Below are 17,953 nucleotides of genomic sequence, written 5' to 3' on the forward strand. Positions count from 1 at the left end.
CCCGCGGCCGGGCTAATTTAGCGGACGCCGGACATTATCTGGGGCTTCGGCTTCGATAAGTCCATCGTCCCGCATGCGTAAAGGCCCGCGAGGCGCGGGCCAATGACGCAGTTGTTACGCCGCCTCGCCTTCTTCCTTGGCAGGGGCGAGGATCTTCACCGAACCGCCGGCCTTCTCGACCGCTTCGATCGCGGTTTTGGTGGCGCCGTGCACTTCAATGTTGAGCTTGGCCTTGAGCTCGCCGCGGCCGAGCAGCCGCAGGCCGGCTTTGGCGCGGCGCAGCACGCCGGCCTTCACCAGAGCCTCGACGTTGACGACGCTGCCGGTGTCGAGCTTCTTGGCATCGACCGCATCCTGGAGCCGGTCGAGATTGATCTCGGCGAACTCGACACGGAAGATGTTGTTGAAGCCGCGCTTGGGCAGACGGCGATGCAACGGCATCTGGCCGCCTTCGAAACCCTTGATGCGCACGCCCGAACGCGCGGTCTGGCCCTTGCCGCCGCGGCCGGACTGCTTGCCCTTGCCCGAACCAATGCCACGGCCAACGCGCATGCGCTTCTTGCGCGAGCCGGCGTTGTCGGCGATATCGCTGAGCTTCATCGCCCTGCTCCTTTACTTCTCGTCGACAATGCGAACGAGATGGTGAACCTTTTCGATCATGCCGCGGATCGCCGGGGTGTCCGGCAATTCGCTGGTGCGGCCGATCTTGTTGAGCTTGAGCCCGATCAGCGTCGAACGCTGCGAGTGATGGCGGCGGATCGCGCTGCCGGTCTGCTCAAGCTTGATCGTCTTTGCGGCCTTGGCCATCGTGGTCTACTCCGAAAAGCGTTCGTTAGTCCGCAGCCGCCTCGGCATCGCCGCCGACGCGACGACCCTGAAGGGTGGACACCTTGATGTTGCGGCGCGCCGCGACCGAACGCGGGCTGTCCTGGTGCTTCAGCGCATCGAAAGTCGCGCGAACCATGTTGTACGGGTTCGACGAGCCGATCGACTTCGCCACGACGTCCTGGACGCCGAGCGTCTCGAACACGGCGCGCATCGGACCGCCGGCGATGATGCCGGTACCGGCCGGAGCAGCACGCAGGTAGACACGGCCCGCGCCATGACGGCCGGCGATGTCGTGATGCAGCGTACGGCCCTCGCGCAGCGACACGCGGGTCAGGTTGCGCTTGGCGGACTCGGTGGCCTTGCGGATCGCCTCAGGCACTTCGCGCGCCTTGCCGTGACCGAAGCCGGCGCGGCCCTTCTGGTCGCCGATCACGACCAGCGCGGCGAAACCGAAGCGCTTGCCGCCCTTGACGACCTTGGCCACGCGATTGATGTGGACGAGCTTGTCGACGAACTCGCTGTCGCGCTCCTCGCGCTCCTTGCGGTCACGTCCGCCGCCGCGTTGATCGCGTCCACCACGTTGTTCGCGTTCTGCCATTTTTCCAATCCTTCAGAGGCTTGCGCCTCAATCCTCAAATTCTGTTAGAAGCTCAGCCCGCTCTCACGCGCCGCGTCGGCCAGTGCCTTGACGCGCCCGTGGTAGAGGTAGCTGCCGCGATCGAACACGACTTCCTTGACGCCCTTCTCGGCGGCGCGCTCGGCCAGCAGCTTGCCGACCGCCTTCGCCGCATCGATGTCGGCGCCGGTCTTGCCGCCGTCGCGCATCGACTTCTCGAGCGACGAGGCAGAGGCCAGCGTCTCGCCCTTCAGGTCGTCGATGACCTGGGCGTAGATGTGCTTCGACGAGCGGAACACGGACAGACGCGGACGGCCAGCACCGGAGCGGCGCAGCTTCAGCCGCACACTCCGCTTGCGCCGGGCATTCGTAACCTTGGCTTTCGACATGACCGGCTCCGTTACTTCTTCTTGCCTTCCTTGCGGAAGATGAATTCGCCAACATACTTCACGCCCTTGCCCTTGTAGGGCTCCGGCGGACGATAGGAGCGAATCTCGGCGGCGACCTGGCCGACGCGCTGGATGTCGCTGCCCGTCACCGTGATCTCGGTCGGCTTCGGCACGGTGATCGTGATCCCTTCCGGGATCGCGTAGACCACGTCGTGGCTGTAGCCGAGCGCGAGCTGCAGGTTCTTGCCCTGCATCGCGGCGCGGTAACCCACGCCGGTGATTTCGAGCTTCTTCTCGAAGCCCTTGGTGACGCCTTCGACCAGATTCGCGACCTGGGCGCGAGCGGTGCCGTACAAGGCACGCGCGCGATTGGTCTCGACCCGAGGGTTCACCTTGACCTGGCCGTTCTCGAGCTTCACCTCGACGTCGTCATGGACGACGAATTGAAGCTGGCCCTTCGGCCCCTTCATCTTGACGGTCTGCCCGTCGACGGTCGCGGTCACACCCGACGGCACCGCAACCGGCCTTTTGCCAACACGTGACATGGATCAAAAATCCTTCTCAGAACACCGTGAAGAGAACTTCACCGCCCACGTTCGCTTCGCGCGCACTGTGGTCGGCCATGATCCCCTTCGGCGTCGACAACACCGAAATACCGAGTCCGTTATTGACCCGCGGCAGAGCCTTCACCGAGGCGTAGACACGGCGCCCGGGCTTGGAGACACGTTCGATCTCGCGGATGACGGGCTCGCCGTCGAAATACTTCAGCTCGATCTCGATCTCGCTGCGGCCCGAGGAATGCTCGAGGGTAGCGTAACCGCGGATGTAGCCCTCGCTCTTGAGCACTTCGAGGACGTTCTCGCGCATCTTCGAGCCAGGCGTGGAGACCTTGCTCTTGGCGCGCATCTGCGCGTTGCGGATGCGGGTGATCAGATCGCTGATTGGATCGTGCGTAGACATCTAAACGACCCTCCTTACCAGCTCGACTTCACGAGGCCCGGGACCATGCCCTTGGAGCCAAGGTCGCGCAGCGCGATACGGGACAGCTTGTTCTTGCGATAGTTCGAGCGCGGACGGCCCGACAGCTCGCAACGCAGGCGAACGCGGGTGGCCGACGAATTGCGCGGCATTTCCGCAAGCTTCAGGGTCGCGGCGAACCGCTCTTCCATCGGCAGCGTCTTGTCGGCGATGATCGCCTTCAACCGCTCGCGCTTCGGGGCGGCGTTCTTCACCATCCGCTTGCGCCGGTTGTTCTTCTCGATTGAACTCTTCTTTGCCATGCTTGGCTCCTGGGTATCCGCGTTTGAGAGGCTTTAGGTCAGCGTCTCACTGCCGGAACGGGAAATTGAAAGCGGTCAACAAGGCCCTCGCCTCTTCGTCGGTCTTGGCCGTGGTGCAGACGGTGATGTCCATACCGCGGGCTTCCGTGACCTTGTCGAAGTCGATCTCGGGGAAAATGATGTGTTCCTTGATGCCGAGCGAGTAGTTGCCGCGGCCGTCAAAGCTCTTCGGATTCAGGCCGCGGAAGTCGCGGACACGCGGTAGCGCGACCGTCACCAGGCGATCGATGAACTCGTACATGCGAGCCTTGCGCAGCGTGACCTTGCAGCCGATCGGCTGGTTTTCACGCAGCTTGAAGGTCGCGATCGCGATACGCGAGTAGGTCACGATTGCCTTCTGGCCGGCGATCTGGGTCAGTTCGGCAGCGGCGGTCTCGGCCTTCTTGCGGTCGTTGACGGAATCGCCAACGCCCATGTTCAGCACGATCTTGTCCAGGCGCGGAACCTGCATCACGTTCTCATAACCGAACTTCTCGGTCATGGCCGTGCGGATCTTCGCGTCGTATTCCGCGCGCAGGCGCGGGGTGTAAGCGGCCTCAGCCATCGATCTCAGCTCCCGAGCGCTTGGCGATGCGGACCTTCTTGCCGTCCGCCAGAATCTTGAATCCGACGCGGGTCGGCTTTCCATCCTTGCCGACATACGCGATGTTGGACAGTTGGACCGGCGCCTCTTTCGAGATGATGCCGCCCTCCTGGGCCTGCGTCTGCTTCTGGTGACGCTTGACCATGTTGATGCCGCGCACCAGCGCCGTGCCGGCGTCGGGACGCACTTCGAACACTTCGCCGGTGCGACCCTTGTCGCGGCCGGTCAGCATGACGACCTTGTCGCCCTTGCGGATCTTCGCAGCCATCACAGCACCTCCGGCGCGAGCGAGATGATCTTCATGTGGTTCTTGCCACGCAGCTCGCGCGGCACGGGCCCGAAGATGCGGGTGCCGATCGGCTCGGACTGGTTGTTGATCAGGACGGCGGCATTGCGGTCGAAGCGGATGACCGAACCGTCGGCGCGGCGGATGTCCTTGCGGACACGCACCACGACGGCCTTCATCACGTCGCCCTTCTTCACCTTGCCACGCGGAATGGCTTCCTTGATCGAGACGACAATGATGTCGCCGATCGTGGCGTAGCGGCGCTTGGAGCCCCCGAGCACCTTGATACACATGACACGGCGTGCGCCGGAATTATCGGCCACGTCGAGGTTGGTCTGCATCTGAATCATTGATGCACCTCGTCCTCTTCTCTTTGCGCCAGCCTAGCCGGCGCTCAACATTTCCCTGAAGTCAGTCGGCCAGGGCCAACAGATCAGGCGCTTTTCTTGTGCTCGCCCCGGATCACGATCCAGGACTTCAACTTCGAAATCGGCTTCGATTCCTCGATCCACACCATGTCGCCCGGCTTGAACTCGTTGTTCTCGTCGTGCGCGTGGTAGTTCTTCGAACGGCGGATCGTCTTCTTGTAGATCGGGTGCGTGAAGCGGCGGTCGACGCGCACCACGACGGTCTTGGCTGTCTTGTCGCTAACGACCACGCCTTGCAAAGTACGTTTCGGCATCTTCGTAGGCCTCTTACTTCTTCTTCGCGCGCTGCTGCGCGGCGACGGTCTTGATCCGGGCGATGTCGCGACGAGCCTCGCGCAGGCGCGAGGTGTTCTCGAGCTGCCCGGTGGCACGCTGGAAGCGCAAGTTGAAGCGCTCCTTCTTCAGGTTCAGGACGGCGTCGTCCTGCTGGTCGGGGCTCAACGCGCGGATGTCTTCGATCTTCATCTGTGCCATGGCCATTACTCCGCAATGCGCTCGACGAAGCGCGTCTTGATCGGCAGCTTGGCGGCCGCCAGCGTCAGCGCTTCCTTGGCGGTCTGGGTGTTGACGCCGTCGATCTCGAACAGCACCCGGCCCGGTTTGACCCGCGCGACCCACAGTTCCGGCGCACCCTTGCCGGAGCCCATGCGGACTTCGGCCGGCTTCTTCGACACCGGAACGTCGGGGAACACGCGGATCCAGACGCGACCGGCACGCTTCATGTGGCGGGTCAGCGCGCGGCGGGCGGCCTCGATCTGGCGCGCGGTGACGCGCTCAGGCTCGGTCGCCTTCAGGCCGAACTGACCGAACGCCAACGTCGCGCCCGAAGTCGCAACGCCGTGAATCCGGCCCTTATGCGCCTTCCGGAACTTCGTTTTCTTAGGTTGCATCATGGCTTTAAGCCCTCAAATTCTCTGTGCTGGCGTCAGGCCGCAGCGTTGTCGCGGCGCCCACGGCCACCACGATCACCACTGCCGCCCGTCTCGCCTTCGGCCATTCTCTTGTCCTGGGCCATCGGATCGTGCTCGAGGATCTCACCCTTGAAGATCCAGACCTTGACGCCGCAGGTGCCGAAGGTCGTGAACGCGGTCGCAACGCCGTAGTCGATGTCGGCGCGCAGCGTGTGCAGCGGCACGCGACCTTCGCGGTACCACTCCATGCGCGCGATTTCCGCACCGCCCAGACGACCCGAGCAGTTGATACGGATGCCTTCCGCGCCGAGACGCATCGCCGACTGAACGGCGCGCTTCATGGCGCGGCGGAACGCCACGCGGCGCTCCAGCTGCTGCGCGATCGACTCGGCCACCAGCGTCGCATCGAGCTCCGGCTTGCGGATTTCGACGATGTTGATGACGACGTCAGACGAGGTGATGTCCGCGACCTTCTTGCGCAGCTTGTCGATGTCGGCGCCCTTCTTGCCGATCACCACGCCCGGACGAGCCGAGTGGATGGTGACGCGGCACTTCTTGTGCGGACGCTCGATCACGATGCGGGCGACGGCCGCCTGCTTGAGCTCCTTGTGCAGGATCTCGCGGATCTTGACGTCCTCATGCAGAAGCTTGCCGTATTCCTGCTTGCCGGCGAACCAGCGGGAATCCCAGGTCCGGTTGATGCCGAGACGCAGACCGATCGGATTGATCTTTTGACCCATCGTTTTCTCCTGCGACCCTTAAGCCGCTGCTGCTTCGGCTTCGACCTGACGAACAATGATCGTCAGCTGCGAAAATGGTTTGTAGACACGGCCCGAGCGGCCACGGCCGCGGGCGGCAAAGCGCTTCATCACGAGGCCGTTGCCGACGAAGGCCTGCGCCACGACGAGATCGTCAACGTCGAGGTCGTGGTTGTTCTCGGCATTGGCGATAGCCGATTCCAGGCACTTCTTCACGTCAACCGCGATCCGCTTGCGCGAAAACTGCAGGTCGGCGAGCGCAGCGGAAGCCTTCCGGCCGCGAATGAGCTGGGCGACCAGGTTGAGCTTCTGCGGGCTCACCCGCAGCATCCGGGCGACCGCCTTGGCCTCGTTCTCGGCGAGGCTCCGTTCGCGCTTAGGTTTGCTCATCGTTTAATCCTCAAGCCTTCTTGGCTTTCTTGTCACCGGAGTGGCCATGGAAGGTCCGGGTCGGCGAAAACTCACCGAACTTGTGACCGACCATTTCCTCGTTGACGGCCACCGGCACGTGCTTCTGACCGTTGTAAACACCGAAGGTCAGGCCGACGAATTGCGGCAGGATCGTCGAGCGACGGCTCCAGATCTTGATGACGTCGTGACGGCCGGACGCGCGCGCGGCATCTGCCTTCTTGAGCAGAGAACCCTCGACGAACGGGCCTTTCCAGACTGAACGAACCATGTCCGGCGTTCCTTACTTCTTCCGCTTGTGGCGGCTTAGGAGAATGAATTTGTTGGTCGACTTGTTGCTGCGGGTCTTCTTGCCCTTGGTCGGCTTGCCCCACGGGGTGACCGGGTGGCGACCGCCCGAGGTACGACCTTCACCACCGCCGTGCGGATGGTCGATCGGGTTCATCGAAACACCGCGGTTATGCGGCTTGCGGCCCAGCCAACGATTCCGGCCGGCCTTGCCGATCGAGGTGTTCATGTGGTCCGGGTTCGACACCGCGCCGATCGTGCCGCGGCAACGGCCGTGCACCAGGCGCTGCTCACCCGAGTTCAGGCGGATGATGACGTAGTCATGGTCGCGACCGACGAGCTGGGCGTAGGTGCCGGCGGAACGGGCGAGCTGGCCGCCCTTCCCGATCTTGACCTCGATGTTATGGATGATCGTGCCGACCGGCATGTTGCCGAGCGGCATGACGTTGCCCGGCTTCACGTCGACATAGTTGCCGGCGACCACGGAATCGCCGACCGCCAGGCGCTGCGGCGCCAGGATATAGGCCTGGGTGCCGTCTTCGTACTTGACCAGCGCGATGAACGCGGTGCGGTTCGGATCGTATTCCAGCCGCTCGACGGTCGCGGGCGCATCGACCTTGTCGCGCTTGAAGTCGACGATGCGCAGCGTCTGCTTGTGACCGCCGCCGCGGAAGCGCACGGTGATGCGACCGGTGTTGTTGCGACCGCCCGAGGAGTGCTTGCCTTCGGTGAGCGCCTTGACCGGCTTGCCCTTGTAGAGGGCAGAACGATCGACCATCACCAGCTGGCGCTGGCCCGGTGTCGTGGGGTTGAATTTCTTCAGTGCCATCGTCGTGCGACCTTACAGACCGGTGGTCACGTCGATCCGATGACCCTCTTCGAGGGTCACGATCGCGCGCTTGGTGTTCGACTGCGAGCCGAGATTGCCGCGGAAGACCTTGGTCTTGCCCTTGCGGACCAGCGTGTTGACGCTCTTGACCTTGACGTCAAACAGCTTCTCGATCGCTTCCTTGATCTGCGGCTTGGTCGCCTTCGCGGCCACCTTGAACAGAACCTTGTTGTGCTCGGACGCCAGCGTCGCCTTTTCGGTGACGACCGGGGCGACGATCACGTCGTAATGGCGAGCCTCGATGTTCTTCGTCATTTGAAGCGCGCCTCCAGCGCATCGATGGCGGCCTTGGTCAGAACGAGCTTCTGACGGCGCAGGATGTCATAGACGTTGATGCCCTGGATCGGCAGCACGTCCATGTTCGGGATGTTGCGGGCCGCAGCGGCAAAGCCGTTGTTGAGCTCGGCACCGTCGATGATCAGCGCGTTAGTCAGGCCGAGACCCGAGAAGTGACCGAGCAGCGCCTTGGTCTTGGCGGCTTCCAGCGCGGCCTTGTCGATCACGAGCAGATCGCCGTCCTTGGCCTTGGCCGAGAGCGCATGCTTGAGAGCGAGCGCACGGACCTTCTTCGGCAGGTCGGTGGCGTGCGAACGCACGACCGGACCGAAGGCACGACCGCCGCCGCGGAACTGCGGCACGCGGGCAGAGCCGTGACGAGCACCGCCGGTGCCCTTCTGCTTGTACATCTTCTTGCCGGTGCGCCAGATCTCGGCGCGGCCTTTGGCCTTGTGAGTTCCGGCCTGGCGCTTGTTGAGCTGCCACTGCACGCAACGCGCAATGATGTCCTGGCGCGGCTCGAGGCCGAAAATGGCGTCGGAAAGCTGGACCGAGCCGGCTTCCTTACCTTCGAGGGTGGTGACCTTCAATTCCATCTCACGCACCCTCTTGCTGGGCCGAGGCTTCCGCTTCGCCGCCTGCAACCTTGAACTTGCCGGGCTTCGGAGCTTCCTTCGGCAGCGGCTTCTTGACGGCGTCGCGCACGCGGATCCAGCCGCCCTTGGAGCCGGGAACGGCGCCTTCGACGAGGATCAGGCCACGCTCGACGTCGAGCTGAACAACGCGGAGGTTGAGCGTGGTGATGCGATCGACACCCATGTGGCCGGGCATCTTCTTGTTCTTCCAGGTCTTGCCGGGATCCTGACGACCACCGGTCGAACCGATCGAGCGATGCGAGACCGACACGCCGTGCGTGGCGCGCAGACCGCCGAAGTTCCAGCGCTTCATGCCGCCGGCGAAGCCCTTACCGACCGAGGTGCCGGTGACGTCGACGAACTGGCCGACGACGAAGTGGTCGGCGAGGATCTCGGCGCCCACGGGGATCATGGCATCCGCGGAAACGCGGAATTCCTCGACCTGCCGCTTCGGCTCGACCTTGGCGACCGCGAACTGGCCGCGCTCTGCCTTGGGCATGTACACGGTCTTGCGGCTGCCAGAACCAAGCTGGAGCGCGACATAACCGTTCTTCTCTTCAGTGCGGTGGCCTACGACCTGGCAATTGCCGAGCTTCAGCACGGTCACGGGGATATGTTCGCCGGCCTCTGTAAAGACCCGCGTCATCCCGACCTTTTGTGCGATCACTCCGGAGCGCATCGGCGTGCTTCCTGTTCTTTCTGTCCGCTAGTGGCGAACGTGATCCAAAAATCTTAGAGCTTGATCTCGACGTCGACACCGGCGGCCAGGTCGAGCTTCATCAAAGCATCGACGGTCTGCGGGGTCGGATCGACGATGTCGAGCAGACGCTTGTGAGTGCGCATCTCGAACTGTTCACGGCTCTTCTTGTCGACGTGGGGCGAACGGTTGACGGTGAACTTTTCGATGCGGGTGGGCAGCGGAATGGGTCCGCGAACCTGCGCACCGGTGCGCTTCGCCGTGTTCACGATCTCGCGGGTCGACGTATCGAGGATACGATGGTCGAACGCCTTGAGACGGATACGAATATTTTGGCCGTTCATTGCCGTGGTCTCTCTTCGTTGGGTGGCGAATAGCGAATAGCGAATGTCACCATCCGCTACTCGCCGATCCCTATTCTCGTAATTACTCGATGATCGAAGCGACGACGCCGGCGCCGACGGTGCGGCCACCTTCGCGGATCGCGAAGCGGAGCTTCTCTTCCATCGCGATCGGCACGATCAGGTGCACTTCCATCGCGATGTTGTCGCCCGGCATCACCATCTCGGTACCTTCCGGCAGATGCACGACACCGGTCACGTCGGTGGTGCGGAAGTAGAACTGCGGACGGTAGTTGGTAAAGAACGGGGTGTGGCGACCGCCCTCTTCCTTGGTGAGGATGTAAGCCTCAGCCTTGAACTTGGTGTGCGGCTTGACCGAACCCGGCTTGCACAGCACCTGGCCGCGCTCGACGTCTTCGCGCTTGGTGCCGCGGAGCAGCGCACCGATGTTGTCGCCGGCCTGGCCCTGATCGAGCAGCTTGCGGAACATTTCGACGCCGGTGACGGTGGTCTTCTGGGTCGCACGGAGACCGACGATCTCGATTTCCTCGCCGACCTTGACGATGCCGCGCTCGACACGGCCGGTCACGACGGTGCCGCGGCCCGAGATCGAGAACACGTCTTCAACCGGCATCAGGAACGGCTGGTCGATCGGACGCTCCGGCTGCGGGATGTACTCGTCGACGTTCTTCATCAGCTCGAGGATGGCGTCGTGGCCGAGCTTCTTGTCGGAATCTTCGAGAGCGGCAAGCGCCGAACCCTTGATGATCGGGATCTTGTCGCCCGGGAAGTCGTACTTCGAGAGCAGCTCGCGGACTTCGAGCTCGACGAGCTCGAGCAGTTCCGGATCGTCGACCATGTCGCACTTGTTGAGGAACACGACGAGCGCGGGAACGCCGACCTGGCGGGCGAGCAGGATGTGCTCGCGGGTCTGCGGCATCGGGCCGTCAGCGGCCGACACGACCAGAATCGCACCGTCCATCTGGGCGGCGCCGGTGATCATGTTCTTGACGTAGTCGGCGTGGCCGGGACAGTCGACGTGGGCGTAGTGGCGGTTCTTGGTCTCGTACTCGACGTGCGCGGTCGAGATCGTGATGCCGCGCGCCTTCTCTTCCGGCGCCTTGTCGATCTGGTCGTACGCCGTGAACGTCGCACCACCGGTTTCAGCGAGGATCTTGGTGATCGCCGCGGTCAGCGAGGTCTTGCCATGGTCGACGTGACCAATGGTGCCGATGTTGCAGTGGGGCTTGTTACGTTCAAACTTTGCTTTGGCCATTTGACTCTCCGTTCAATCGTCAGTTCGAGACCGACGACAATCAGGCAAACTTCTTCTGGACTTCTGCCGACACGTTGGCCGGCGCTTCTGCGTAGTGGTCGAACTGCATGGTGAAGGTTGCGCGACCCTGGCTCATCGAGCGCAGGTTATTCACGTAACCGAACATGTTCATGAGCGGCACCATCGCGTTGATGACGTTGGCGTTGCCGCGCATGTCCTGCCCCTGGATCTGACCGCGCCGGGAATTCAGGTCGCCGATGACCGAGCCGGTGTAGTCTTCCGGGGTCACCACTTCGACCTTCATGATCGGCTCGAGCAGGACGGACTTGCCCTTCTGCAGCGCTTCGCGGAAAGCCGCGCGCGATGCGATTTCGAAGGCGAGCGCCGACGAGTCGACGTCGTGATACTTGCCGTCGACGAGCTGAACCTTGACGTCGACCACGGGGAAGCCCGCGACCACGCCAGCGCCCATCACGCTGTTGAGGCCCTTTTCGACGCCGGGGATGTATTCCTTCGGCACCGCACCGCCGACGATCTTCGACTCGAACTCGTAACCCTTGCCGGGCTCGTTCGGCTCGACGACGATCGACACTTCGGCGAACTGACCGGTACCACCGGTCTGCTTCTTGTGGGTGTACTTGACCTCGGCCTTCTTGGTCACGCGCTCACGGAACGCCACCTGCGGCGCGCCGATGTTCGCGTCGACCTTGTAGGTGCGGCGAAGGATGTCGACCTTGATGTCGAGATGGAGTTCGCCCATGCCCTTGAGGATGGTCTGGCCGGACTCCTGGTCGGTCGACACGCGGAAGGACGGATCCTCCGCAGCGAGCTTCGCCAGCGCCACGCCCAGCTTTTCCTGGTCGGCCTTGGACTTCGGCTCGATCGCGATCTCGATGACCGGCTCGGGGAATTCCATCTTTTCCAGGATCACCTGCTTGTCGGGATCGCACAGCGTGTCACCGGTGCGCGCTTCCTTCAGACCGGCCAGGGCGACGATGTCGCCGGCATAGGCTTCCTTGATGTCTTCGCGGTTGTTCGCATGCATCAACAGCATGCGCCCGATGCGCTCCTTCTTCTCGCGGGTCGAGTTCACGACGCCGGTGCCGCTCTGGAGAACGCCGGAGTAGATGCGGCAGAAGGTGATGGTGCCGACGAACGGGTCGTCCATGATCTTGAACGCGAGCAGCGCGAGCGGCTCCTTGTCGTCGGCCTTGCGAAGGACCTCGTTGCCGCGATCGTCGGTGCCCTTGATCGCGGGCACGTCGATCGGTGACGGCAGATAGTCGACGACGGCGTCGAGCAGCGGCTGCACGCCCTTGTTCTTGAAGGCCGAGCCACACAGCACGGGGTAGAACGCGCCGGTCAGCACCGCCTTGCGGATCAGCCGCTTCAGCGTTGCTTCGTCCGGCTCGTTGCCGTCGAGGAAGGCAGCCAAAGCATCGTCGTCGAGCTCGACGGCGGCTTCCACCATCTTCTCGCGGTATTCCTTGGCCTGCTCGACCAGATCTTCCGGAATGTCGACATAGTCGAACTTCGCGCCGAGCGACTCGTCGTTCCAGACGATGCCCTTCATCTTCACGAGGTCGACGAGACCCTTGAAGTTGTTCTCGGCACCGATCGGAAGCTGGATCGCGATCGGCTTGGCGCCGAGGCGGTCAACGATATCGGCCAGGCACTTGAAGAAGTCGGCGCCGGTCTTGTCCATCTTGTTGGCGAAGACGATGCGCGGAACCTTGTACTTGTCGCCCTGACGCCAGACGGTCTCGGTCTGGGGCTCAACGCCCTGGTTCGAGTCGAGCACGCAGACGGCGCCGTCGAGCACGCGCAGCGAACGCTCGACTTCGATGGTGAAGTCGACGTGGCCGGGGGTGTCGATGATGTTCAGGCGCTTGCCGGCCCAGAACGCGGTGGTCGCAGCCGAGGTGATCGTGATGCCACGCTCCTGCTCCTGCTCCATCCAGTCCATCGTCGCGGCACCTTCGTGCACCTCGCCGATTTTGTGGCTCTTGCCGGTGTAATAGAGGATGCGCTCGGTCGTCGTGGTCTTGCCGGCGTCGATATGCGCCATGATACCGAAGTTACGGTAGTCTTCGATGGCATGTTGGCGGGGCATGGGCTGTTCCTTGCGAGTCCGTTTGTTTCGCCGTTACCAGCGATAGTGCGAGAAGGCACGGTTGGCTTCCGCCATCCGGTGCACGTCTTCACGCTTCTTGACGGCGTTGCCACGGTTGTTCGACGCGTCCAGGAGCTCAGCCGAGAGCCGTTCGGTCATCGTCTTCTCGTTGCGCTCGCGCGCAGCCGAGATCAGCCAGCGAATGCCCAGCGCCTGACGGCGCACCGAGCGAACTTCCACCGGAACCTGATACGTCGCGCCGCCGACGCGGCGGGAGCGCACTTCGATCGTCGGCATGACGTTCTCGAGTGCCTGCTCGAACACGCCGAGCGGGTTCTGCTTGGTCTTGGATTCGATGAGACCGAATGCACCATAGACGATGCCTTCGGCGACCGACTTCTTGCCGGCGTACATCACCGAGTTCATGAACTTCGTGACGATGATGTTCCCGAACTTCGGATCGGGAAGAACTTCGCGCTTTTCCGCTGAGTGGCGACGAGACATTGAGTTGGTTCCCGCTTACTTCGGACGCTTGGCGCCGTACTTCGAACGACGCTGCTTACGGTTCTTGACGCCCTGGGTATCCAGAACGCCGCGGAGGATGTGGTAGCGCACGCCGGGCAAGTCCTTGACGCGACCGCCGCGGATCATGACCACCGAGTGCTCCTGGAGGTTATGGCCTTCACCCGGGATGTAGCCGATCACCTCGAAGCCGTTGGTCAGGCGCACCTTGGCAACCTTACGAAGCGCCGAGTTCGGCTTCTTCGGGGTCGTGGTGTAGACGCGGGTGCAAACACCACGCTTCTGCGGCGACTGCTGCAGCGCCGGCACCTTCTTGCGCGACTTCTGCACTTCACGCGGTTGAGCGATCAGCTGGTTGATCGTCGGCATCCTGGCCTTACCCTTTGTTATCGCAGTCCCTTGCGGGTCCGCTGTCTTGCCGCGGCCCGTTACCGGGACCGCAAATTCTTGTCGCGCTACCCGCCCGACGGGGCCCGCCTCGCACGGAACAATCCGCACAAAGCGAAATCGCGCCAACCGCTCAATCACTGAGCGGAAAGCGTTACGACGCCACAGAGGACCGCAGTCTTCAGGCCGATCAGCGTAGAGCTACGGCCTGCGCACCGAGGTCATGCATCCGAATTCGATCTCTAGAGAGCGAGCTCAAGAGATCTAGAATCGCACTGGCATTGCCTAGCTATAATCGACAGCGTTTGAGCGGCATTCGTCGAGGTTGGTGCCCGTTCTGCGACCCCAGAGGGATCAAACGGGTGGCCCGTTCCGACGTTGGCTATGCTCACCGCCTGTCGTCAAGTGAGGCGCTTTCTATAAGTGAGAATCGGTCAAGTCAAGGTGAAATGACCATCGGAAAGCGCTTATCGCGCCTGAAGAAAGGCTGTTCGCCCTCTTCTCGCGCCTCCCCGATATGGGATCGAAGTCCCGGTTCCGCCAGTCCCGGCGGCAATTATACCCGGAAGAAATATACTTTTATAACCCGCGCTAAGGCTTTTTTTCCTCTTGATGCGTCAATCTGCCCTCTTCGGCAGAGACAAGCGCCATGCGGTACACCGATATTGCCATCATTGGCGGGGGACTTGCCGGCTCGACCGCCGCCGCGATGCTCGGGCGTGCCGGCATTTCGGCGGTGCTGATCGACCCGCATGAGACCTATCCGGCCGATTTTCGCGTCGAAAAACTCAGCGGTCACGGACAGGTCGAGCGATTCGAGCGGACGGGAATCGCCGACTCGGTGCTGCGCCGCGCGACCTTCTCCGGCGAGAACTGGATCGCGCGGTTCGGGCATCTCCTCGACAAGGCGCCGAGCCGGCAGTTCAACATCCCCTACGATTCCCTGGTTAACGCGATCCGCGACGAGATTCCCGAAACCGTCGCGCGAATCTGGACCAAGGCGGTGTCGGTCGAGACCAGCGCGGAGCGGTCGAGAATCGCGCTCGCCAATGACGAGACGATCTCGACCCGCCTGGTCGTGCTCGCCAACGGCCTGAATGTCGGCCTGCGCCACCAGCTTGGCATCACGCGAAACATCATCAGCGCCTGCCATTCGATCTCGATCGGATTCGACGTCGTGCCGGCCGGGCGGAATTCGTTCGACTTCCCGGCCCTGACCTATTTCTCGGAGCGGCCGAGCGACCGCATCCCCTACATCACGCTGTTTCCGATCGGCACGCGGATGCGCGCCAACCTGTTCGTGTACCGCGGCTTCGACGATCCCTGGCTGCGCGAGCTGCGCCGCGCGCCGGCCGCGACGCTGGACGCCGCCCTGCCGCGGCTCAAACGCATCACCGGCGCCTTCGACATTTTGGGCGAGCTGAAGATCCGCCCGGTCGATCTCTATGTGAACGATGCCAGCCATCAGCCCGGCGTGGCGCTGGTGGGCGATGCCTTCGCCACCTCCTGCCCGGTCGCGGGCACCGGTTGCGACAGGGTATTCACCGATGTCGAGCGGCTCTGCAACGTCCACATCCCGCAATGGTTGGCGTCCGACGGGATGGATGCGGACAAGATCGCCGCCTTCTACGCCGACCCGGTCAAGCGGGCCTGCGACGAATGGTCGGCGGCGAAAGCCTTCGACTTCCGCTCGGTGTCGATTGCGACGAGCCCGTACTGGACCGCGCAGCGCTGGGCGCGCTTCATGGCGTGGTCGAGCCAGGGATTATTGCGGCGACTGGGAGGCGTGGTCCATCTGGAGCCGAACTTCCTCGGTCACTCCTCCTCATCGTCCTCGCCCTCATCATCCTCGTCGAGGTCGTCCTCATCCTCGTCGTCTTCGTCGTCATCGCTGTCGTCGTCGGCCTGAGCCGCTGCGCTATGCGGCTGATGGGTCTGGTCGTTCCACAGCTTGCGATAGGTGCCGTTCTTGGCGAGCAGCTCGGCATGGGAACCGCGCTCGATCGCCCTGCCCCCTGAAATCACGATGATCTCGTCCATCTCGACCACCGAGGAGAGGCGGTGCGTCGACCAGATCATGGTGCGGCCCTTGGCGACCTTCAGCAATGTGCGGTTGATCGCAGCCTCCGTGGTCTGGTCGAGCGCCGAGGTGGCTTCGTCGAGCAGCAGCACGGACGGATTGCGGATGATGGCGCGCGCGATCGCGATGCGCTGGCGCTGGCCGCCCGACAAGGTGTCGCCCCGCTCGCCGACCGGGGTGTCGTAGCGCTTCGGCAGGCTCATGATGTAGCGGTGAATCTCGGCCTTCTTGGCGGCCTCCTCCACCTCCTCGTCGGTCGCGCCTTCCTTGCCGAGCCGGATGTTCTCGCGGATCGACATGTTGAACAGCATGTTCTCCTGGAACACCACCGCCATGCTCCGGCGCAACGAATCCAGCGTCACCTTGCGCACGTCGACACCGTCGATGGTGACCCGCCCCTCGTCCGGCACGTAGAGCCGCAGGATCAGATTGAGCAGCGTGCTCTTGCCTGAGCCGGAAGGGCCGACGATGGCGATGCTCTTGCCGACATCGAGCTTGAGGCTGAGATTGTCCAGCACCGGCGTCTGGCCGCCGTCGTACTGGAACGTCACGCGGTCGAAGGTGATGTCGTGGGTGATGCGCGGCAGATCGGGCGCACCCGGACGATCGGCGCCGCGCGTGGGCTCGTCGAGCAACTCCTGGATGTGACGAATCGCGGCGGCCGAGGAGATCGACACCGGGATGAAATGCATCACGTGGGCGATGTTGTAGGAGACTTCCCAGAACGCGCTCTCGAAGGTGACGAAGGTGCCGATGGTGATCTGGCCCTTGGTCGCCAGATAAGCGCCAATCGCGAGCACGACGAGGTGCAACAGCAGCACCGAGATGGTGACCGTCCGCTCCACCATGGTCGACAGAAACGCGGCGGACGCAATCCTGTGGCGGGTCTCGTCGTTGCGGAAATTGAAGAAGCCGAACATCCTGCGTTGCAGGCTGAACGCCTTGATCACGGCCTGCGCCGCGACGTTCTCCTGCACCATGCCGAGCAGCGCGCTTTCGTTGAGCTTCTGCTCGTAATTGGCCTGCACCGCTTTCGGGGTGAGCATGCGCGGCCCAATCAGCGTGATCGGGAACACCAGCAACGCGACCACCGCGAGCTGCCAGTTCAGGAACACCATGAGGATGCAGCCGGCGATCAACTCCAGGAACGGCAATGCCGCGCTGTTGGCGAAGGTTTTGACCGAGCCCTCGAAGGCAGCCTGGTCGACCGAGAAGCGCGACAGGATCTCGCCGCGCTTGGTTCGGCCGAAATAGGCCGCCGGCAGGTCCTGGACGTGCTCGAACAGGCGCTTGCGGACGTCGGAGATGATGCAGGCGGCGAGCCGCGCATCCCAGCGCTCGTACCAGACCGCGACGATCGAGGTGAAGATACCGGCAACCGCGAGAACGCCGAGGATCTTGTAGAGTGCCTGGAAATCCTCCTCGCCGAGCGCGTCGTCGATCAGATATTTCAGGCTGAGCGGCATGATGACGTTGAACAGCGTCTCGACCAGAACGCCGAACGCCACATAGCCCAGGATGCGCTTGTAGTTGTACAGGAACGGCTTGACGAAGCCTAGGATGGTCGCGAGCGCGCCGGCGGCTTCACGGGCGGTAAAGACGACGAGGTCCTCGTCATCATCGTTGTCGAGCTCAAGCTCGTCGTCGTCTTCGTCGTCCTCGTCGTCTTCCAGCTCCGGCTCGGCACCGGTGGCGAGCTTATCCTCGAGTTCGGCCGCCTCTTGCGGGGCGAGCTTCTGTTTGTCGGGCGAGAGAGGCTTGGACGCCATGAAACCAACCGATGCTGACGGCCGGCATGACCGCAGAGAAAGCAGGGAAATAGCGGAACGCCGCTACGTCCACCGATTCTATGCGATCAGGATGAATTCGGCAAAACAATTGGCGAACTCATCCGTCCTGTGA

At 63.0% G+C, this 17,953-nt stretch carries 27 protein-coding genes; 1 reads left to right on the plus strand and 26 read right to left on the minus strand.

The window, feature by feature from the left end; translation table 11 throughout:
* Positions 1-114: 114 nt before the first annotated feature.
* From rplO to rpsL, 25 genes are all read right to left on the minus strand, one after another.
* Positions 115-600, minus strand: coding sequence for a 50S ribosomal protein L15 (rplO, locus tag V1280_RS10415; RefSeq protein ID WP_148770530.1), 486 nt, complete (start codon positions 598-600; stop codon positions 115-117).
* A gap of 12 nt (positions 601-612) precedes the next feature.
* Entirely contained in the window at positions 613-807 is a 195-nt protein-coding gene (gene rpmD, locus V1280_RS10420) for a 50S ribosomal protein L30 (RefSeq protein WP_148770529.1), read from the minus strand.
* Positions 808-832: 25 nt separating this feature from the next.
* The gene (gene rpsE, locus V1280_RS10425) at positions 833-1,426 is read right to left on the minus strand and encodes a 30S ribosomal protein S5 (RefSeq protein ID WP_200293120.1); all 594 of its coding nucleotides are present in this window, start codon (positions 1,424-1,426) and stop codon (positions 833-835) included.
* A 44-nt stretch (positions 1,427-1,470) separates the two neighbouring features.
* Positions 1,471-1,833: a 50S ribosomal protein L18 gene (rplR, locus tag V1280_RS10430; RefSeq protein WP_027535305.1), complete on the minus strand. Its 363-nt coding sequence runs from the start codon at positions 1,831-1,833 to the stop codon at positions 1,471-1,473.
* A gap of 11 nt (positions 1,834-1,844) precedes the next feature.
* Entirely contained in the window at positions 1,845-2,378 is a 534-nt protein-coding gene (gene rplF / locus V1280_RS10435) for a 50S ribosomal protein L6 (RefSeq protein ID WP_027549201.1), read from the minus strand.
* A gap of 16 nt (positions 2,379-2,394) precedes the next feature.
* The gene (gene rpsH / locus V1280_RS10440) at positions 2,395-2,793 is read right to left on the minus strand and encodes a 30S ribosomal protein S8 (RefSeq protein WP_334522670.1); all 399 of its coding nucleotides are present in this window, start codon (positions 2,791-2,793) and stop codon (positions 2,395-2,397) included.
* A 14-nt stretch (positions 2,794-2,807) separates the two neighbouring features.
* Positions 2,808-3,113, minus strand: coding sequence for a 30S ribosomal protein S14 (gene rpsN, locus V1280_RS10445; protein ID WP_334522672.1), 306 nt, complete (start codon positions 3,111-3,113; stop codon positions 2,808-2,810).
* A gap of 46 nt (positions 3,114-3,159) precedes the next feature.
* A complete protein-coding gene (rplE, locus tag V1280_RS10450) occupies positions 3,160-3,717 on the minus strand; it encodes a 50S ribosomal protein L5 (RefSeq protein ID WP_234678973.1) in 558 nt (185 codons plus the stop codon).
* Positions 3,710-4,024: a 50S ribosomal protein L24 gene (rplX, locus tag V1280_RS10455; protein ID WP_027535300.1), complete on the minus strand. Its 315-nt coding sequence runs from the start codon at positions 4,022-4,024 to the stop codon at positions 3,710-3,712. Before rplX ends, rplE begins: the two co-directional genes overlap by 8 nt.
* Positions 4,024-4,392: a 50S ribosomal protein L14 gene (rplN, locus tag V1280_RS10460; protein WP_027535299.1), complete on the minus strand. Its 369-nt coding sequence runs from the start codon at positions 4,390-4,392 to the stop codon at positions 4,024-4,026. Before rplN ends, rplX begins: the two co-directional genes overlap by 1 nt.
* Before the next feature lie 83 nt (positions 4,393-4,475).
* Entirely contained in the window at positions 4,476-4,724 is a 249-nt protein-coding gene (rpsQ, locus tag V1280_RS10465; RefSeq protein ID WP_027535298.1) for a 30S ribosomal protein S17, read from the minus strand.
* 13 nt (positions 4,725-4,737) lie between these two features.
* The gene (gene rpmC, locus V1280_RS10470) at positions 4,738-4,944 is read right to left on the minus strand and encodes a 50S ribosomal protein L29 (protein ID WP_045008782.1); all 207 of its coding nucleotides are present in this window, start codon (positions 4,942-4,944) and stop codon (positions 4,738-4,740) included.
* Positions 4,945-4,949: 5 nt separating this feature from the next.
* Positions 4,950-5,363 (minus strand): 50S ribosomal protein L16, encoded by a 414-nt coding sequence (gene rplP / locus V1280_RS10475; protein WP_148770525.1) that lies wholly within the window; start codon positions 5,361-5,363, stop codon positions 4,950-4,952.
* Positions 5,364-5,395: 32 nt separating this feature from the next.
* Complete coding sequence (gene rpsC / locus V1280_RS10480) at positions 5,396-6,121, minus strand: 30S ribosomal protein S3 (protein ID WP_128951223.1); 726 nt, start codon at positions 6,119-6,121, stop codon at positions 5,396-5,398.
* An 18-nt stretch (positions 6,122-6,139) separates the two neighbouring features.
* Positions 6,140-6,529 (minus strand): 50S ribosomal protein L22, encoded by a 390-nt coding sequence (rplV, locus tag V1280_RS10485; RefSeq protein WP_057745488.1) that lies wholly within the window; start codon positions 6,527-6,529, stop codon positions 6,140-6,142.
* 10 nt (positions 6,530-6,539) lie between these two features.
* The gene (rpsS, locus tag V1280_RS10490; protein ID WP_008136357.1) at positions 6,540-6,818 is read right to left on the minus strand and encodes a 30S ribosomal protein S19; all 279 of its coding nucleotides are present in this window, start codon (positions 6,816-6,818) and stop codon (positions 6,540-6,542) included.
* Between the two features lie 12 nt (positions 6,819-6,830).
* Positions 6,831-7,664: a 50S ribosomal protein L2 gene (rplB, locus tag V1280_RS10495; RefSeq protein WP_028152985.1), complete on the minus strand. Its 834-nt coding sequence runs from the start codon at positions 7,662-7,664 to the stop codon at positions 6,831-6,833.
* A 12-nt stretch (positions 7,665-7,676) separates the two neighbouring features.
* The gene (locus tag V1280_RS10500) at positions 7,677-7,979 is read right to left on the minus strand and encodes a 50S ribosomal protein L23 (RefSeq protein ID WP_027535292.1); all 303 of its coding nucleotides are present in this window, start codon (positions 7,977-7,979) and stop codon (positions 7,677-7,679) included.
* On the minus strand, positions 7,976-8,596 hold the full coding sequence (rplD, locus tag V1280_RS10505) for a 50S ribosomal protein L4 (protein ID WP_011088150.1): 621 nt from the start codon (positions 8,594-8,596) through the stop codon (positions 7,976-7,978). The genes V1280_RS10500 and rplD overlap by 4 nt, the downstream gene beginning before the upstream one ends.
* A gap of 1 nt (position 8,597) precedes the next feature.
* Positions 8,598-9,314 (minus strand): 50S ribosomal protein L3, encoded by a 717-nt coding sequence (gene rplC / locus V1280_RS10510; protein ID WP_148770524.1) that lies wholly within the window; start codon positions 9,312-9,314, stop codon positions 8,598-8,600.
* Positions 9,315-9,367: 53 nt separating this feature from the next.
* A complete protein-coding gene (rpsJ, locus tag V1280_RS10515) occupies positions 9,368-9,676 on the minus strand; it encodes a 30S ribosomal protein S10 (RefSeq protein ID WP_002712302.1) in 309 nt (102 codons plus the stop codon).
* Between the two features lie 82 nt (positions 9,677-9,758).
* Positions 9,759-10,949: an elongation factor Tu gene (gene tuf / locus V1280_RS10520; RefSeq protein ID WP_148770523.1), complete on the minus strand. Its 1,191-nt coding sequence runs from the start codon at positions 10,947-10,949 to the stop codon at positions 9,759-9,761.
* A gap of 40 nt (positions 10,950-10,989) precedes the next feature.
* A complete protein-coding gene (fusA, locus tag V1280_RS10525) occupies positions 10,990-13,062 on the minus strand; it encodes an elongation factor G (protein WP_148770522.1) in 2,073 nt (690 codons plus the stop codon).
* Between the two features lie 33 nt (positions 13,063-13,095).
* Complete coding sequence (gene rpsG, locus V1280_RS10530; protein WP_148750332.1) at positions 13,096-13,566, minus strand: 30S ribosomal protein S7; 471 nt, start codon at positions 13,564-13,566, stop codon at positions 13,096-13,098.
* Positions 13,567-13,581: 15 nt separating this feature from the next.
* Positions 13,582-13,953 (minus strand): 30S ribosomal protein S12, encoded by a 372-nt coding sequence (gene rpsL / locus V1280_RS10535; RefSeq protein WP_007603006.1) that lies wholly within the window; start codon positions 13,951-13,953, stop codon positions 13,582-13,584.
* A 667-nt stretch (positions 13,954-14,620) separates the two neighbouring features.
* On the opposite strand from rpsL, the gene V1280_RS10540 reads away from it, so the two are divergent.
* Positions 14,621-15,880, plus strand: a complete 1,260-nt coding sequence (locus V1280_RS10540; protein WP_334522714.1) for an FAD-dependent oxidoreductase — start codon at positions 14,621-14,623, stop codon at positions 15,878-15,880.
* On the opposite strand, the gene V1280_RS10545 is transcribed toward V1280_RS10540, so the two are convergent.
* Positions 15,787-17,820, minus strand: coding sequence for an ABC transporter ATP-binding protein (locus V1280_RS10545; RefSeq protein ID WP_334522717.1), 2,034 nt, complete (start codon positions 17,818-17,820; stop codon positions 15,787-15,789). The genes V1280_RS10540 and V1280_RS10545 overlap by 94 nt on opposite strands.
* Between the last annotated feature and the right edge of the window lie 133 nt (positions 17,821-17,953).

The organism is Bradyrhizobium sp. AZCC 2230, from assembly GCF_036924495.1.
Lineage (GTDB): Bacteria > Pseudomonadota > Alphaproteobacteria > Rhizobiales > Xanthobacteraceae > Bradyrhizobium > Bradyrhizobium rifense.